Origin of the sequence: Catenibacterium mitsuokai, from assembly GCF_025148785.1 — a bacterium.
GTDB lineage: Bacteria > Bacillota_I > Bacilli_A > Erysipelotrichales > Coprobacillaceae > Catenibacterium > Catenibacterium mitsuoka.
In genome coordinates, this window is the sequence record NZ_CP102271.1 from 1,714,642 (window position 1) to 1,731,295 (window position 16,654).

Sequence of the window (16,654 nt, forward strand, 5' to 3'; positions counted from 1 at the left end):
GTTATGGGATTTTTTTGAATAAGTTAACGTAAAGCAACAATTTACTTAAAAAAGCGAAATTATTTAATAAATTTATTATGATTGAAAAAATGCTTTATACCTCCTCTCTTTTAAATATGCTTTTTTTTATTAATCAATCATATTTATATTTCTAATCTTATTATAATGTTTTTTTGGGAAAAGGAATAGTGCTTTTGTATATAATGCACATATTTTGATGATGAATTCATAATAAATCATAATAAATTCATAATGCCTAAAGTGGAATTTAACTTTTCACTTTAGATTTATGATTTTTATGCAAAAAGTACTTGCATAGTATATTTATACATGGTATATTAAATAGGCAGTCCGATGCAGACATACTCAAGAGGCTGAAGAGGCTCCCCTGCTAAGGGAGTAGGTGGGGTAACCTGCGCGAGGGTTCAAATCCCTCTGTCTGCGCCATTGCAAATGGTCTGGTAGTTCAGTTGGTTTAGAATGCCGCCCTGTCACGGCGGAGGTCGCGGGTTCGAGCCCCGTCCAGACCGCCATTTGTAATTTAACACTTCTTCGGAAGTGTTTTTTTGTATCTATATACAATAGGGTAGACAAGGAATAATATTAAAAGGTTAATTAACTATTATTTCTGTGCCTCCCGTTGCACCGTACGTACGGGTCTCGTATACGGCGCTACATTTATATGATAATTTCAGACTAACTTAGATAGTAATTAAGGGGATTGATCAGACCAGGTCTATCTCCTATTCTTTTACCCAAGAATTTGGGACTAATAATATTATTAATTACATGACCACAGGCCTGGCTATAAAGTCCGCGTCTAGAGTTTGCCACCGAAAAGATTTGTTCATCAGAAAATTGGCAAGAAAATAGCCTATTCATTTTGTATAAGTTTTTATAAATCGTTTTAGGTCTTTTCCACTGTTTCAAAATGATTACTCTGATTTTATGGCGAAGCCATTGACCAAAGACGTCAATGAAGTATTTCATCACGCCTATTCGATAATAGTTAATCCACCCCACTACAATCTGATTGATTCTCTTGAATGTAACTGCAAGAGGGCGTGCAATTCCTATCCTTCTTATAAGTTCTCTTCTACATTTATCGTAGATTTTCATCTTGCTCTGATTGAAGGCTTGCATTTCCATTCACCATTCCTTTGGAGGTAGGTGAATCCTAGAAACTTGCTTTCGGGTGGTCTGACCACTTTGGTTTTAGTAGCGCTGACTTTAAGAAATAGTTTTCTCTCTAGCCATGAAGTGACTGACTTCATTACTCTATTTGCACTCATCTCGCTCTTAACGAAGATATTGCAGTCATCTGCATATCTAACAAAGCGTAGTCCTCTATATTCCAGTTCCTTGTCAAACTTATCTAAATAAACGTTAGAAAGGATTGGTGAGAGTGGACCTCCCTGAGGCACACCGATTCTCGAAGGTTTTACTAAACCATCTTCCATAATCCCTGCCTGCATGAATTTGCGAATAAGATGTAATGTTGTTGAGTCATTCACGTGCTTTTCTCTAAGTATTGAGATTAATTTATCATGATTTACAGTGTCAAAGTATGCTTCAATATCTAAGTCTATAACCCAGTCATAACCTTCATTGATGTATTCTAGAGTCTTTAATACAGCCATCTGTGCACTTTTTCTTGGTCTGAATCCATAACTGAATTCACTGAATGAAGAATCTAATTTCTTCATCAATATCTGTGCAACAGCCTGTTGAATAACTCTATCCACTACTGTAGGTATACCTAATGGTCTTTTCTTGCCATTAGGCTTTGGGATATAGACTCTCTTGACTGATTGGGGCTTATACTTCTTATTAAGTATAGAGTATCTAATCTCTCTTCTATACTTATAGAAATATTCATCAAGTTCATCTACTGTCATCTTGTCGATTCCAGATACACCTTTGTTTCTCTTGACCTGTAGAATAGCCCTGTCGATGTTAGAATCACTAAGTATTTCATCAATTAATCTCATGTCTGTGTTCTCCTTTTCATATCGTAGATTTATCTAGAACTGTTCCCTCTTCCTTCATCTCCACAGAAATTACGTTTTCCATTTATGAAATGATTCCAATTTCGAACTATCTAGACATTGCTTTATGATGAGTAACATCATATAAACATTAGGTCCTTTAGTGTTGGTGAGACACCTACTATGACCTCAGCTGACTCCTCACAGTGAGCTTTTTGTCGCACAACTTACCATCACTGATTTTAAAGATATTGGACTTCGTTGCCTGTGAGGCCTCCCGGGGTAATTCACTAATCCTGTTTCCTTCACAACGCCTTGATTTACTCTCTTGGTTTTACGTTTACCTTTAGGACTTCGGTTTGTAAGGCAACCTTATCCACCATTTAGCCTTATATCAAGTTTCTGTTCGTACGCTCAAAGGAATTGCTACACCACTTCCTTCACTCCTACCTTTATGGTATCGGCTTGTGGTTCACTACACTTGGCGGTAACTACCTGTGGTCGGTTTATCTCCGACTGAATCAGTGCCATGCCCGGCACACCTTTAAATGCCAGACAATGTCTGGCATTTTTATTTAGAATAAGATGACTAATAACGCAAATATATTGTTTGTCATATGTGTAAGAATAGAAGCCCAGATATTATCTGTACTTTCATAAATATATGCAAAGACTAGTCCTGAGCAAGCATATGGTATCATCTGTACCATTTCAAAGATATTACCTGCAAAGACTGAATTCATAACATGAATAAAACCAAATAAGAAAGCAGAGACCACATAAGCTAAGAATCTATTATATTTACGTAGACCTGTAAAAATAACACCTCTAAAGATCAATTCTTCTCCTATAGGTGCTAAGAACCCTGTCACAAAGAACATGATGGCAGGAATACTTTTAGTGAGTGATTCTACCTGCTGCTGATTCACACTTGATGATTGATCCACAAATAGCTTAACTATACTGCTTCCAATCGCATTAGCACAAATATTGAGGAAGAATCCTAGAAAACATCCTGCAACAATAATAGAAAGCTTATTATTCATGAAGTCTTTCCATTGACGTTTGATGAACTTTCTTAAGATGATTACTGCAACAAGTGCAGTAATTAAATCAACCGCAAAGTTCAGCCAAATTGTTGCAGTATTGGTAGCAACTGAAAGGTTAAATGTTAAGATCATCCATTTTACAATCGCTGTTCCGATATAACTATTACAATAGAAGAATAATGGAAGTAAGATGACACATCCTAAAACAAGTTCCTGTCCTGAGAGTCTTCTCGTAAAACGATCAATTCTTTTTCTCATTAGATTCTCCCCTCATCATAGAACTTATAGGCAATCTCTTTATAAAATAATGCCTGTACAGTAATATAAGCAGGCTGATATGTATAAGCCGCTATTGCCGCACTTAGAATTGAACCAAGCAATCCTGCAATACCATTATTACCAAATACGCCACCAATCATAATACTAATGATGGCACATAGAAGAATCCATCCAATAAATGAAAGATTGATTAATAATAAATCCGCGCAATGACCTTTCATTAATGTGAATGATTCCTTAAGTGCCTCAAAGCCTTTAATACCATATTCCTGATGTAAGTAAGTCATCGCAAACATACGTAAATTAACCCAGATCATTACAAATGCGAAGGCAAATAACAATACAAACAACAATATGCCACTTAGTGCTGATAGACCTGAAACAACTCCTGTAATAGGTGAAACACTATAAGGATCACTTAATAGCATAAATAAACCTCCAAAAGAGCCAAGAGAGCATACCACAATAAGTGCTACAAAAATGAATGCTATAACAAAGTTTACAAGTACTTTTACAAGATAAGTTGGTACGTATTCAATCCAGTTAACTAGACCATAGACACCATCATTATCTGATAATTCATATTCACGATCAGTAACAGCTTTAAGTCCTGCAACAACATAGCCTTGTTCTACCGCAATTATTAATATAACCACAATAATATGTAAAATACTCATAATGCCATTATCAGAACTCAACAGACTAGGTAATGATGAAATCGCCCCTACTATTAAGCAGATACGGGCAAGACTCGTTTTATTCACGCGTGCTATTTCTCTTGCACGTTGTTTAATCATTGAAATATTCATAATTAATCCTCCTTGATCAGTTGTTCAATTAACGCGATTACTCGCTCTACATTCTTTCCATCCTGATATTTAAAGAATTTATTTTTAAATCGTTTGATATCATAATGTTCATTAGAATGTATTGCATCTGTTAACTCTTCTTCATTATAACACAACGGACCAGGCATTTCCTTCTTATAGTCCACAAAACATCCAAGACGGTGCATATAATCCTTTAAATCAGGCACAAAGAAATACATCGGTTTATCTAGGATAGAATAATCAAAAATAATCGAAGAGAAATCTGAAATAAGTGCATCACTTACCACAAATAATTCATATGTATTTTCATGGCTCATATTGAAGATATGTCCCTCTTCTTCAATAGGAATATCTTTCATAAGTGGATGATACTTATAAATAAGGACTGTGTCTTCATCAAAAGTATGAATGAATTTCTTTCCATCAAAACCAACTGCTTTGAATCCTTTATAAATATTTCCTCTAAACGTTGGTGCATAGAGTAAGATCTTCTTATTCTTAAGTTCTGGATATTTTGAATAGAAATTGTCACTGACTTCCTTTTTATAATTTTCATCAAAAAGATGATCTACTCGAGGCATACCTGTTACAAGTACATTATCTTTATCTACAGAAAAAGCCAAAGAATAAGGTTCTATCCAATAATCACTATTCGCAATGACATAGTCATAGTTATTAATAGGATATTGTCTTTTGACTGCATTGCCAAACTTCTTAATAGCTCCTGTGGCATGCCATACTTCAATGACCTTAACACCTTGTCTCTTATAATGAGAGACTACATAGTTATTGTCATTAATGAGTACGATATGGGATGTATTAATCACAATAATCTGTTTAATACAGTTTAATAGATATAAGAAATCATTCCATATTGATTTTTTATCATAATGAATGAGTACTTTCTTAATAGAATAATGAGATATATCAAGATGATTATAGATATCTAAGAAGTCATCTCTTAAAATATTGTCTTCTAATGAAACAAATGCAATCTGATTCTTTTTGATAGGAACAAGTGATACAAAGATGTTCACAAATGAAAGAATGATGTTTAATACAATTTTCTTAAGCCCCATGCTGTTCACCTAATAGTATATCAATGACACGTTTGCTAGCCTGTCCGTCTTCATGATTATTAAAACGTTCATTAAAGCCTGTTAGACGGTCATAATCAAAATCATGTGTATGAATCTTCTGAAGTAATGTGTTTTCATCTGTAATCACTTCTCCAGGAAGATCTTTATAAATATCTAGATAGAAGCCTCTTAATTCATCACGATAGTTTTCTAAATCATACATATAGAAATAGATTGGTCTTTTTAAGATGGCATAATCAAAAAAGACACTTGAATAATCAGTCACTAATGCATCTGCAATTAAGTATAAATCTGCAATATCTTCCTGAGGATCCACATAATAAACAAAATCTTTTACCTCATCTAGATTAAAATCATTCACAATTAAATAATGAGGTTTGAATACGACAACATATTCATCACTTAATGCATCCTGCCATTTTTTGAAGTCAACTTCTAGTTTAAATGTATACCCCTTCATATTGAATGAATTATCACGCCATGTAGGAGCATAAAGTAAGATTTTCTTATCTAGAGGTAAATGCATTCTATTCTTGATTGTTTCTACATCTTCTTTCGTATAATTAGATAATATATCATTTCTTGGATAGCCTGTTTCAATGAGTCTTTCCTTATTGATTCTAAAAGATGTCTGGAAGACTTCTGTAGTAAAAGCACTTGGAGAAATCATATAGTTGTATTTAGAGACATCATTGTCATAAGTAGCACGCATTTCTTCTACAGACATGCCAGAACGATAGAATGTTGTCCCTTCTGGTACTTCAATATCATGAGCAAGCTTCTTTAAAGGTGTACCATGCCAAGTTTGTAAATAGACCTGGTTATCCTTCTTTAATACATATTTAGGAAGCTTGCAGTTAGAAATCCAATACTTACTTCTTGCAAGATAGAAGAAATAAGGAATACTGAAGTATTCTATAATCTTAGCATTAGGAATAGTGAGATTCTTTTCTTTATGATGCTTAATCGCATATATACAACGATATGAGGTATATTCTTTATGATCCGTGATATATTGGTGTAATGCCTTAGGATTATCTGTATAGCCACGTCCATGGAATGAAATGAATAATATTGTATGATCATCACATGGTATAAAGCGATAAACGAGACGATATAATAAACGAATCAGTTTACCTAATATTTTCTTAATTAATTTCACGATGATATTCTCCTTTATTAGGGTCTATTATAGTGAGAATGACCGTTCTAGTCAATCAAACCGATAAAAAGAAAAAGCTTCCTGTAAAGGAAAGCTAATTCTTTTCAAATACTGTTTCAACAACTCTCTGTGAAGAATGACCATCTTCCCAGCCACAGAACTTGTCATAGAAAGTGACATAACGGTCTGCATATTTTTCAGTGATTTCATCCATATGCTTGATTGTGTCAATGACTTCGTCTGTTGTGAATACAAGTGGGCCTGGAAGTTCTTCTTCCATATTAATATAGAAGCCTCTTAATACATCACGATATTTATCTAAGTCATATGTATAGAATAACATTGGACGTTTTAAGTTAGCAAAATCAAAGAATACACTTGAATAGTCAGTAATAAGAATATCACTCATTAAATAAATCTCAGTAATATCATCATATTTACTTAAGTTAAACGCAAAACCATCTAAACCAGTCAAATCAAGAACATCTGCAATATAATAATGTGTTCTTAGAATAATGACATATTCATCTCCTAATTCTTTTCTCATCTGTTCAAGATTAAGTTTTAACTGGAACTTATAAGCACCATTTCCATAATATTCATCATCTCTCCATGTTGGTGCATAGAGAATGACTTTCTTATCTAATGGAATACCTACCTTCTTCTTAAGTTCAATTGCAATCTCTTCTTTATGAGGGTCAGATAATAAGTCATTTCTAGGATAACCTGTATCTAACATAGTATCTCCTTCATCCTTATACATAAAGCAGCTCTTGAATATTTCACTCGAAAAGGCATTAGGCGCAATCAAATAATCCCATTCCTGTTTCTGGCGATAGAACTGTGCTTTATATGTAGGAGAAGCTGCAGTGACTTCTTCCTGGTCAAAGGCTAAACGCTTTAATGGTGTACCATGCCATGTTTCCAAGAAGACCTGTCCTTCTCTTTTACGATACCATAATGGCTGTCTTGTATTAAATACGAAGTATTTACATACAGCAAGATAGTAAGCATATTTACGTGTCATACGTTTAACGACTGTTCCACCATAAGGAAGTTTTGTCTTCGTATCATTGAGTACCCAGACAAATTCATACTGCCCTGGGAAGTTCTTAGCCAAATATTCATAAATATATTTAGGTGAATCAGCATAGCTTGCTCCACGGAATGTTTCAAACATAACTAGATTCTTCTGAATAGGTTCATTTTTATATTTATGTCTATAGAGATACTTATTCATTTCATTCTTATTCTTAAAGATCTTCTTGGCTTTAACACCAGCTAAGTGAGCTGCGATGATTTTTTGTGCTTTCTTTAAGTCATGATTCATACATGCTTTAGAAAGTCTGCGACGATAAAGAGATTTCTTTAATAGTTCTGGTTCAATACGAGTTAATACTTCTGCCATTGTATCAAAACGTGTTGTTCTCCACTTATCATCTTCACTTCTTCTCACCTTTTTAGCAAAGAAACTTGTAAAATAGTTAGCCATCTTCGCATTAATATAATAATGAATAGATGGATAATCCTTAGAAATCTCTAAGCAATAGTTATGCGCTTCAATAAATTCATCAAAGCGACCATCAGGGTCCTTAATCTGAGATAAAGCAGGACGATTGATTGGGTCATTATGTTTACGTTTGACTAGAATAGCATCTTCTACAAAAGACACATCATTTGTATATTTTAATAGTTCAACTACAAATGGTGCATCTGTATACCAGAAGAATTCTTCTTTAAAAGAAATATGATTCTCTTCAATAAGTGAACGTTTAATAAGAAGATTTAAGCATGAAACATTTCTTAATGCATGTCTTGTACGAATAAGAAGATCAATCTTGAACTGTTCTGGTTCATTATCATAAGCATGTTTTTCTTGTTTTCTTTCTACTTTTTCAAGACGATCATGATCCTTGTCTTTTAAGTTTCGTTCAATGTTTGTTTCATCGCTCATTGTTTCATAGACCTGTTTTTTGAACCATGAAACCATTCTTTTACCTGCTACAACTTGATTATGAGACTTTTCTGCTTCTTCCATCAAAGCATTCAGACAGCCTGGTAAGACATAGTCATCACTATCTAAGAAATAAACATAATCTCCCTTTGCAAGATCAAGACCCATATTTCTCTTCTTACCTACTGACGCTTCTCCTGATTCAACAAGAGTGATTGGTAAATCATATTTACGGATCTTATCCTTCACATCTTCAATGGCATCTACAATAAGAAGTACTTCATAATCAGACAATTTCTGATCCTTAATGCTTTCTAAGCAGTCATATAAATAACGAATATAACGATTAAATGGTATGATAATTGATAATTTCATAATTAAACTTCCTTTCCCTATATTTAAAAAGGCAGGTTACCCTGCCCTTTGTTTATCTAGTCTTAATAGCAGCAAAGAGCTTATCACCTAGTGTACGACGAGAATTAGGAATAACACGCTTTGCGAACTTCTCATCACGCACTTTCCTTTTCTCTTTTGCGGATAAATGATTGTAGTACTCTACATAGTCAGCATAATGATCACATACTTCATCAATATCTCCATATTCACGAAGCATGCCACCTTCAATCCACATAGCACTATCACAGAATTGACGTACCTGTCTTAAGTTATGTGAAATAAAGATAATGGTTTTACCTTGTTCTTTTAACTCAGTCATCTTATTCAGACACTTTTCCGCAAAACCTTTATCACCTACACTTAAAGCTTCATCGACAATCATAATATCTGGATCAAGACAAAGGTTAATTGAGAAACCAAGTCTTGATTTCATACCTGATGAATATTTCTTTACAGGCTGATAGAGGAAGTCACCAATTTCTGCGAAATTAATAACACCTTCTTTAATCGCTTCTATACGTTTTTTAGAGAGTCCTAATAAAGCACCCTTTAATTCAATATTCTCTAGCCCTGTCAACTGTGCGTTCAATCCTGTATTAATAGCAATAAGTGCCTGAGTTCCATTCACAATAATTTCCCCTTCATCAGGATCACAGATTCCAGCTAGAATAATAGACATAGTAGATTTACCAGAACCATTTGTCCCTAGAATACCTACAACCTGCCCTTTCTTTACCTGGAAGTTCAAATCCTTTAAAGCATAGAACTTGACATCACTTTTTTTCTCTTTAGATCTTAGTTCATATATTTTAGAAGCATGACGTGCTTCAATTGCAATATTTGAATCCATAATGCCTCCTAAATAAAGTCTACAAACTTAGATTTGAATTTATACATAATACAGCTACCAAACACAAATAAGAAAGCTGTAATAGCCCAGAAACAGAAAGCAGAATATTTATAATACATAATTCCACGATGATAGAAGAAACAGTCACGATAGCCCTGAACAATATAATAAATAGGGTTAGTTAACATGATTCTCTGTAAAATAGATGGAAGGCTCTTCACATTCCATAGAATTGGAGTCATGTACAATAATAAACGCATAATAGCGAGCACTAGTTTTCTTGTATCACGTGCAAGCATATTAAGTACAGATGTTGTCATAGATAACGAGATTGAGAAGACAACACCACAGAAACAATAATAAATAAGACCTACCCAATGTAGTGATGGATAATAGCCAGCAAAACAGAATAGGAGTGTCAATATACACATCAAGCAGAAGTGGTCAAATAACTTAGAAAGTACCACTGTAGCCGGAAGAACACTGACTGGGAATTTCATCTTAGTAATAATATTTATTTTAGAGAAGATAGCATTACACCCTGCTGTAATACATGGAGAAATAAAGAACCATACAACCATACCTCCAAGCATCCACCAGATATATTCAATACCATCTACTGACTTACGATTTAATACTAATCCAAATACAAACCAATATGTTAATACCTGAATAATTGGATTCGCAAAGTTCCAGAATAAACCTAACTTTGAGTCACGCATGTCAGCTAGTACTTCATATTTCGAAATAGAATAAATACGAAACAAGTTCTCGCTGTTTTCTTTGATTACATATTTTACAGCTTCTAACACGTTGGATCCTCCTTAATAATCTATCTTAATATTTATACAGCATTATACTTGAAAAAGCAATATTAGCCTTTTTCATTATACTTTATTTACATAAAAAATACCATATTTAAAAAGGAGGGATATACCCTCCTCAAATAATTATTTAATCATCCAGCTTTCATCATGTGGATCAACTTTCCATGCTTTTAACTTTTCTAATGCTTCTTCTTTAATATAGTTGTGTTCAACAGCAACAGGAAGAAGTGCATCGTAGTTAGATAAAGTCACGAAATGACAATCCTTATCAGCAAAGTTCTTAATAGAATCCTTTAAGCCATAAGTGAAGATAGCTACTAATCCTAGTACTTCACATCCAGCTTCTCTTAATGCATCTACTACTTCTAATGAAGATCCACCAGTAGAAATTAAATCTTCTACTACTACAACCTTCATACCTTTTCTTACAACACCTTCAATACGGTTCTGACGTCCATGAGACTTGTTTGACCCACGTACATATCCCATTGGTTTATTTAAGATGTCAGCAACTAATGCAGCATGAGCGATACCTGCAGTTGAAGTACCCATTAATACTTCACAATCAGGATAGTTTTCCTGTACAAGTTCAGCTAAACCTTTTTCGATATCATTTCTTACTTCTGGATAAGATAAAGTTAATCTATTATCGCAATAGATTGGTGATTTAATACCTGAAGCCCAAGTAAAAGGTTCATCAGGGCTTAAGAATACAGCCTTGATACTTAATAAATCTTTCGCAATTAATTCTTCTCTATTCATTATTATTCTCCTTGAAATTGATTAAATACTTCTTTATAAGCTGCAACTGGATCAGCTGCTTTAGTAATTGTACGACCTACTACGATATAGCTAGAAGTCATATCCTTAGCCATAGCTGGTGTAGTTACACGCTTCTGGTCATCTTTGGCATCACTGGCAAGTCTGATACCTGGAGTAACTGTTAAGAAATCTTCTCCTACTGCATCATGAATACCTTTAGATTCTAATGGTGAACATACAACACCATCTAATCCTGCTTCTTTTGCATTCTTAGCCCATCTGATTGCGACATCCTGAATTGGTTCATGAATACCTAATTCATCATCTAATACTTCCTGACTTAAAGAAGTAAGACATGTTACTGCGATACATAAAGGACGATTCTTGCCCTTTTCTTCTTCTAAACCTTCAATCGCTGCCTGCATCATAGCCTTAGAACCTGAAGCATGAACATTAACGATATCAACATCAAGACGTGCTAAATTCTTCATAGCCATCTTTACTGTATGAGGAATATCATGCAATTTCAAGTCTAAGAAGATTGAATGTCCTCTTTCTTTGATAGCCTGAATGATTGCAGGTCCTTCTCCATAGAAGAGTTCCATACCTACTTTCACAAAGAGCGGTTCATCAAATTTATCGAGGAATTCAAGAACATCTGCTTTGTTTTTGAAATCGAGTGCAATAATTACTCTGCTTTTAGTCATAAACTACCCTCCAATTTTTTTATTCTCTATGAAGTATATCATAAAACATATAAACCTGGGAGACTTTTAAAAATAATAATCTAAAAACTTATCAGATGTTTTGGCGAATATATTGTAATAGACATACAAAAATGATATAAATTAAAAATGAAAGATTTTTATAAGGAGTGAATATTTTGAACAAATCTAAATCAATTGTCAAGCAGGCTTCTATTCTAGCGCTCGCTGGTATACTTGTACGTATTATTGGTGTTCTTTATAGAAGTCCATTAACCGCTTTAATTGGTGATGAAGGGAATGGTTATTACTCTACTGCATATAATATTTATGCAATGGTACTGCTTATTTCTTCTTACAGTATTCCAACCGCAATCTCTAAATTAATTAGTGAGAAGCTCGCTCTTCATCAATATAATAATGCACGTAAAATTTTTAAATGTGCACTAATCTATATTACTGTCGTTGGTGGTTCTGCTGCAATACTTACATTTATCTTAGCCCCATGGATAGTAACAGAAAATGCGGTATTCGCATTAAGAATTCTTTGCCCTACCATTTTCCTATCCGGTTTAGTTGGGGTCTTAAGAGGTTATTTCCAGGCATATTCAACAACTGTTTATACATCTGTTTCTCAGATTATTGAACAGTTATTAAATGCCTTTGTGTCTGTAGGTGCTGCTTATTTATTTATTCAGCCATATGCAAATAATCATACATTACTTGCTAGTCGTGGTGCTGGAGGAAGTGCCTTAGGTACAGGCTTTGGTGTTCTTGTTGCCCTTATTTATATGGTATGTGTTTATTTAAGAAAAGGCAGACACATGATTGATGAGACCGACGCGGATCCTCGTGTACAGTCAGGACAGGCCATATTCCGTTCTATCCTTAATATTGTCACACCAATCATTATTTCTACATGTATTTATAACCTTGTTTCTACAATCGATATGTTTATCTTCTATGGTATTATGCAGGCACGTGGTGTAGAACTGATTGAGGTTGTTAAACTCTATGGTGTTTATGCAGGTAAATTTGTTGTGTTGATGAATGTTCCTGTTGCTCTTGCAAGTGCTATGAGTACAGCTACTATTCCTGCGATTTCTAGTTCATATGCATTAAAAGATTTCAAGGAAGTGCGTGCCAACATCAAGAATAGTACTTTTATTACTATGCTTATTCTAATACCTGCAGCTGTAGGTATGGGTGTACTCGCTTATCCTGTTATGGGTCTGATTTTCCCACAGCCTAAGACATTGAAGATTGCCTCTACTGCACTTACTCTTGGTGCACCTGCGATTGTACTTTATGGTTTATCTACTTTATCTAACGGTATCTTGCAGGCGATTGGCGCAGTAAAAGTACCTTTAAGAAATGCTGCCAAAGCATTGGTTGTCCATGTAATCATCCTTGTACTGATGCTTGTATTAGTGCCATCACAGTTCCTTGATGTTGGTATTTATCTACTTGTTATTGGAACTTCGCTTTATGCCTTACAAATGTGTGTCACTAACCAGTTCGCATTAAATAGACTTGTGGGCTATCATATCAATTTTAAGACTGCTGTTTTATTACCATTAGTTGCTTCACTATTTATGGGTGCATGTGCCTATGGTTCTTATTGTCTACTTTTCAAGGTATTCCATCGTGTCTTTATTCCACTTATCCTTGCAATTATAGTTGGTGTGGTTGTTTATTTCTTCAGTATTCTATTTATCTTCAAAGATCATTTAGAAATGTTGAATGGAATCCCTTATGTAGATAAGATTATTCGTAAACTATTCAAAAACAAAGCATAAAAAAAATCCAGATAATTGTCTGGATTTTCTTATGCCTTCTTTTTATCGATTAAATCACATACATCCTTCATAGTATGAATAGACATTAATTCTTCATCAGAGAATTCAATTCCTAATTCTTCTTCTAAATCCATAATTAAGTCTACAACATCAAGAGAATCAATACCAAGGTCTCTCAAGTTAAAATCTAATGTTAGTTCCTTGCCTTTTAATTTACTGCTTAAAGCTTCTTTGATTTTATCAAAATAATTCATGTTGTTCACCTCACAACATCAATTATAATACAACAATCCCCAAAATTACAATATACTTGTCACATAATCAAAAAATGCATCAATAGCTGCTTCCTGACGTCGGTAGTAAGTAGCACGAGAATAACGTGTCTTCCACCAATGCTTATGTTCATAGAAATAATCTTCTAGAATGATATGATAATACTCATCACCGATAATGGATTGTGACTTTTCTATAAAGATAACACGTTTGGTGAGTTCCTGTTTTAAGTGTATTCTATTGAGTAAATAATCTTCTTTAGAGGAAGAAGATGTTTGATAATAGTCCTCATAGTTGATGGAAGGATAATAGTTTGCCTGGTTTAATGAGTTGAGTATATTCTTGTCCTTCTCATATTGTTTAAGTAATAATCTAATAATTCTTATTTTTTCTTTCTTTGTCATAAAAACACCTCCTATAGGGTATATACCCCATAAGTGGTGTTTTTTCTCATTAAATAATAAAAGATTGTTTAATATCTTCAATATCTTCTTCAGACATACCGATATGATATAAATAAGCTTTCGCACTGCCATAGTGTTCTCTTAGATAATCTAGGAAAATCATCATATAACGTGGTGAAGATGTAAGAAAACTTTCTGTTTCTTCATCCATCATCTCTTTAAGTGCTTCAATAATTTCCTGATTGTTGGCGTAAGATTCACTGTAGTCCTTAATGATATCATGATCATGACATCCTGCAAGTTCTAATAGTAATGCCGCAATAATACCTGTACGGTCTTTACCTGCACTACAATGGAATAAAACACCTTCATAGAGATGATCCTTAAATACATCAAAGACAGCTTTGATCTGTTTCTGATGTGCTTCTAACATATAAATATAAACACCACCAAGGTCTTTATATTCCTTGACTTCACTAGGCACTACCTTTACGACTGCATCATCCATCAAATTAATTTCAATGTTTTCTACATCGCGATAATCTTTAAATGGTGATGGCTGGGCCTGTTTTTCAAAATCAGAACGTAAATCAATAGTGACACGTACACCATAATCATAAAGTTTTTCTAGATCTTCATCCGTTGCATTCGCTGGTGATGAAGCACGAATATAATGATGGCTTTTTGTATAGTAGCCTTCCTGTGTTTCATATCCACCTAGATCTCTTGTATTTGTCATCTTATCTAAAGCGATTAAACGCTCTTCACTTGTCATATATTGCATATTTTACTCCTCAAAAGGTCTTACTCTTAATGTAACACCTATTTCATCTGTAATTTTCTGACATGCCTCAATCTTTTCTTCTCCAATAATATCAACAACAGTTAATACTACATTTGGAACATAAGCCTTACACTTTTTTGCAAAATCAAGCATATCGTCAAAAGAAGAGATACCAAACTTAGAACGTGTAAGTTCTAAAAATTCTTCTTTTGTAGGGGCATTTAACGAGATAGACACTGTATCAAAACGTCCTTTGTATTCTGGAGTGACATCTCTACCATAAATATCATTGGCTAAACCATTGGTATTAATACGAATTTTCATATCTTTCTTAGTATCACGGATATAATCAATGACTTCTTTGATATCATCCCATCTTTCCATTGGTTCACCAAATCCACAGAAAACAATTTCTTTAAAATCATTGAGATCATACTTCTTGAATTCTTCAATAATCATTTCTTTAGAAGGTTCTTCCTTCAACCATAAAGAATTGTTTTCCATCATCTCTTTTGTCTGTCTTAAACAAAATGTGCAGGCACATGGACAACGGTTAGTTGTATTAACATAGCATGTCACTCCTTTGGTAGAGTCTAAATGTGAAAGATCAATATAAGTATTTTTATAAAGTGTATATAAAATAGTCATCTTAAAAGTCTCCTAATTCACTTAAATATTGTTCAAAACATAAGCCATAATAAGTAGGTGTCCCTATTTCTTCACTATAAGCGATACATTGAGAAGAGAATTCAGTCGCCTTTTTTACACAATCATAGAAAGAATGATTATTCAAATAGCCTCCCGCAATAACGCTTGATACCACATCTCCAGTTCCGCTGCGGTCTGGTCCGATGCGATCTACTAGAATGCTTGATGATTTTCCGTGATCATAAATGAAATTCATGATATGTGCATCATCTACTGGTATTCCTGTCACAACAATCATCTGTGGACCTTTTAAAGAAAGTTCATGGCACATCTGTCCTAATTCCTCTTCTGTCGGAATTACTTCTGGATAATCACGATCCAATAGTGTGACAAGTTCTGTTAAGTTTGGTGTCAATATATCTGCATAGTGAACAAAATTCTTCATGCTTTCAGCCATTTCCTTGCTGTAAGTAGCATAAAGATGTCCGTGATCCCCCATAACTGGATCTACTAATACAAATGTTTCTTTGCGCTTAAAAGATTTAATGAAATCAATAACGATTTCTACCTGTTCCTTTGAACCTAGAAAACCAGTCGCAATACCATCAAATTCTAGTTTCAAATCCTTATATGTCTGAATATAGTCAGGCATATGTTTTGTATAGTCATCAAAATGATAAACAGGAAATTGCGTATGGGTAGATAATATAGCGGTAGGTACCGGTACAGTCTGTATACGCATAGTAGATATAATTGGTGCCATAACCGCAATAGAACATCTTCCAAAACCAGTTATGTCATTAATTAAAGCCATTCTTTTTTGTCTCATAGTCTTACCTCGTACA

17 protein-coding genes and 2 tRNA genes are annotated in these 16,654 nt (G+C 34.1%); 3 read left to right on the plus strand and 16 right to left on the minus strand.

The annotated features are described in order from the left end of the window. The first annotated feature begins 356 nt into the window (after positions 1-356). Positions 357-447: transfer RNA gene (locus NQ499_RS08990), tRNA-Ser, on the plus strand. Between the two features lie 8 nt (positions 448-455). Then, a tRNA-Asp gene (locus NQ499_RS08995) sits at positions 456-533 on the plus strand. A 163-nt stretch (positions 534-696) separates the two neighbouring features. Here the strand turns inward: NQ499_RS08995 and NQ499_RS09000 are convergent. From NQ499_RS09000 to pyrF, 11 genes are all read right to left on the minus strand, one after another. Beyond that, positions 697-1,149: a group II intron maturase-specific domain-containing protein gene (locus NQ499_RS09000; RefSeq protein WP_259848488.1), complete on the minus strand. Its 453-nt coding sequence runs from the start codon at positions 1,147-1,149 to the stop codon at positions 697-699. Then, entirely contained in the window at positions 1,116-1,991 is an 876-nt protein-coding gene (gene ltrA, locus NQ499_RS09005) for a group II intron reverse transcriptase/maturase (RefSeq protein ID WP_259848489.1), read from the minus strand. Before ltrA ends, NQ499_RS09000 begins: the two co-directional genes overlap by 34 nt. 572 nt (positions 1,992-2,563) lie before the next feature. Beyond that, on the minus strand, positions 2,564-3,295 hold the full coding sequence (locus tag NQ499_RS09010; protein WP_006505266.1) for a CPBP family intramembrane glutamic endopeptidase: 732 nt from the start codon (positions 3,293-3,295) through the stop codon (positions 2,564-2,566). After that, positions 3,295-4,125, minus strand: coding sequence for a DUF975 family protein (locus NQ499_RS09015; protein WP_006505265.1), 831 nt, complete (start codon positions 4,123-4,125; stop codon positions 3,295-3,297). The genes NQ499_RS09010 and NQ499_RS09015 overlap by 1 nt, the downstream gene beginning before the upstream one ends. 2 nt (positions 4,126-4,127) lie before the next feature. Beyond that, positions 4,128-5,225 carry a CDP-glycerol glycerophosphotransferase family protein gene (locus tag NQ499_RS09020; protein ID WP_006505264.1) on the minus strand — a complete coding sequence of 366 codons (1,098 nt, stop codon included), beginning with the start codon at positions 5,223-5,225 and terminating at the stop codon, positions 4,128-4,130. Next, positions 5,215-6,408 (minus strand): CDP-glycerol glycerophosphotransferase family protein, encoded by a 1,194-nt coding sequence (locus NQ499_RS09025; protein WP_006505263.1) that lies wholly within the window; start codon positions 6,406-6,408, stop codon positions 5,215-5,217. The genes NQ499_RS09020 and NQ499_RS09025 overlap by 11 nt, the downstream gene beginning before the upstream one ends. Positions 6,409-6,502: 94 nt before the next feature. Continuing rightward, positions 6,503-8,737: a CDP-glycerol:glycerophosphate glycerophosphotransferase gene (locus NQ499_RS09030; protein WP_006505262.1), complete on the minus strand. Its 2,235-nt coding sequence runs from the start codon at positions 8,735-8,737 to the stop codon at positions 6,503-6,505. Positions 8,738-8,789: 52 nt separating this feature from the next. Then, the gene (locus tag NQ499_RS09035) at positions 8,790-9,608 is read right to left on the minus strand and encodes an ABC transporter ATP-binding protein (protein WP_006505261.1); all 819 of its coding nucleotides are present in this window, start codon (positions 9,606-9,608) and stop codon (positions 8,790-8,792) included. Positions 9,609-9,616: 8 nt separating this feature from the next. After that, positions 9,617-10,420 carry an ABC transporter permease gene (locus NQ499_RS09040; RefSeq protein WP_006505260.1) on the minus strand — a complete coding sequence of 268 codons (804 nt, stop codon included), beginning with the start codon at positions 10,418-10,420 and terminating at the stop codon, positions 9,617-9,619. A 138-nt stretch (positions 10,421-10,558) separates the two neighbouring features. Then, entirely contained in the window at positions 10,559-11,197 is a 639-nt protein-coding gene (pyrE, locus tag NQ499_RS09045) for an orotate phosphoribosyltransferase (RefSeq protein ID WP_006505259.1), read from the minus strand. Positions 11,198-11,199: 2 nt separating this feature from the next. Next, on the minus strand, positions 11,200-11,904 hold the full coding sequence (pyrF, locus tag NQ499_RS09050) for an orotidine-5'-phosphate decarboxylase (RefSeq protein ID WP_006505258.1): 705 nt from the start codon (positions 11,902-11,904) through the stop codon (positions 11,200-11,202). A 167-nt stretch (positions 11,905-12,071) separates the two neighbouring features. On the opposite strand from pyrF, the gene NQ499_RS09055 reads away from it, so the two are divergent. Then, entirely contained in the window at positions 12,072-13,700 is a 1,629-nt protein-coding gene (locus NQ499_RS09055; protein ID WP_006505257.1) for a putative polysaccharide biosynthesis protein, read from the plus strand. Between the two features lie 29 nt (positions 13,701-13,729). On the opposite strand, the gene NQ499_RS09060 is transcribed toward NQ499_RS09055, so the two are convergent. The 5 genes from NQ499_RS09060 to NQ499_RS09080 are packed head-to-tail and all read right to left on the minus strand — an operon-like array spanning position 13,730 to position 16,638. Next, on the minus strand, positions 13,730-13,954 hold the full coding sequence (locus NQ499_RS09060; RefSeq protein WP_006505256.1) for an acyl carrier protein: 225 nt from the start codon (positions 13,952-13,954) through the stop codon (positions 13,730-13,732). A gap of 45 nt (positions 13,955-13,999) precedes the next feature. After that, a complete protein-coding gene (locus NQ499_RS09065; protein WP_040389759.1) occupies positions 14,000-14,377 on the minus strand; it encodes an MG284/MPN403 family protein in 378 nt (125 codons plus the stop codon). A 49-nt stretch (positions 14,378-14,426) separates the two neighbouring features. Then, a complete protein-coding gene (locus NQ499_RS09070) occupies positions 14,427-15,161 on the minus strand; it encodes a tyrosine-protein phosphatase (RefSeq protein WP_006505254.1) in 735 nt (244 codons plus the stop codon). A gap of 3 nt (positions 15,162-15,164) precedes the next feature. Then, positions 15,165-15,809 carry a TatD family nuclease-associated radical SAM protein gene (locus tag NQ499_RS09075; protein WP_040389758.1) on the minus strand — a complete coding sequence of 215 codons (645 nt, stop codon included), beginning with the start codon at positions 15,807-15,809 and terminating at the stop codon, positions 15,165-15,167. A gap of 1 nt (position 15,810) precedes the next feature. Beyond that, positions 15,811-16,638, minus strand: a complete 828-nt coding sequence (locus NQ499_RS09080) for a pyridoxamine kinase (RefSeq protein WP_006505252.1) — start codon at positions 16,636-16,638, stop codon at positions 15,811-15,813. Positions 16,639-16,654: the final 16 nt, after the last annotated feature.

Coding starts and splice junctions, on each gene's coding strand:
- NQ499_RS09000 (WP_259848488.1), bottom strand. CDS start 1,149: ATGGAAATGCAAGCCTTCAATCAGAGCAAGATGAAAATCTACGATAAA.
- ltrA (WP_259848489.1), bottom strand. CDS start 1,991: ATGAGATTAATTGATGAAATACTTAGTGATTCTAACATCGACAGGGCT.
- NQ499_RS09010 (WP_006505266.1), bottom strand. CDS start 3,295: ATGAGAAAAAGAATTGATCGTTTTACGAGAAGACTCTCAGGACAGGAA.
- NQ499_RS09015 (WP_006505265.1), bottom strand. CDS start 4,125: ATGAATATTTCAATGATTAAACAACGTGCAAGAGAAATAGCACGCGTG.
- NQ499_RS09020 (WP_006505264.1), bottom strand. CDS start 5,225: ATGGGGCTTAAGAAAATTGTATTAAACATCATTCTTTCATTTGTGAAC.
- NQ499_RS09030 (WP_006505262.1), bottom strand. CDS start 8,737: ATGAAATTATCAATTATCATACCATTTAATCGTTATATTCGTTATTTA.
- NQ499_RS09035 (WP_006505261.1), bottom strand. CDS start 9,608: ATGGATTCAAATATTGCAATTGAAGCACGTCATGCTTCTAAAATATAT.
- pyrE (WP_006505259.1), bottom strand. CDS start 11,197: ATGAATAGAGAAGAATTAATTGCGAAAGATTTATTAAGTATCAAGGCT.
- pyrF (WP_006505258.1), bottom strand. CDS start 11,904: ATGACTAAAAGCAGAGTAATTATTGCACTCGATTTCAAAAACAAAGCA.
- NQ499_RS09060 (WP_006505256.1), bottom strand. CDS start 13,954: ATGAATTATTTTGATAAAATCAAAGAAGCTTTAAGCAGTAAATTAAAA.
- NQ499_RS09065 (WP_040389759.1), bottom strand. CDS start 14,377: ATGACAAAGAAAGAAAAAATAAGAATTATTAGATTATTACTTAAACAA.
- NQ499_RS09070 (WP_006505254.1), bottom strand. CDS start 15,161: ATGCAATATATGACAAGTGAAGAGCGTTTAATCGCTTTAGATAAGATG.
- NQ499_RS09075 (WP_040389758.1), bottom strand. CDS start 15,809: ATGACTATTTTATATACACTTTATAAAAATACTTATATTGATCTTTCA.
- NQ499_RS09080 (WP_006505252.1), bottom strand. CDS start 16,638: ATGAGACAAAAAAGAATGGCTTTAATTAATGACATAACTGGTTTTGGA.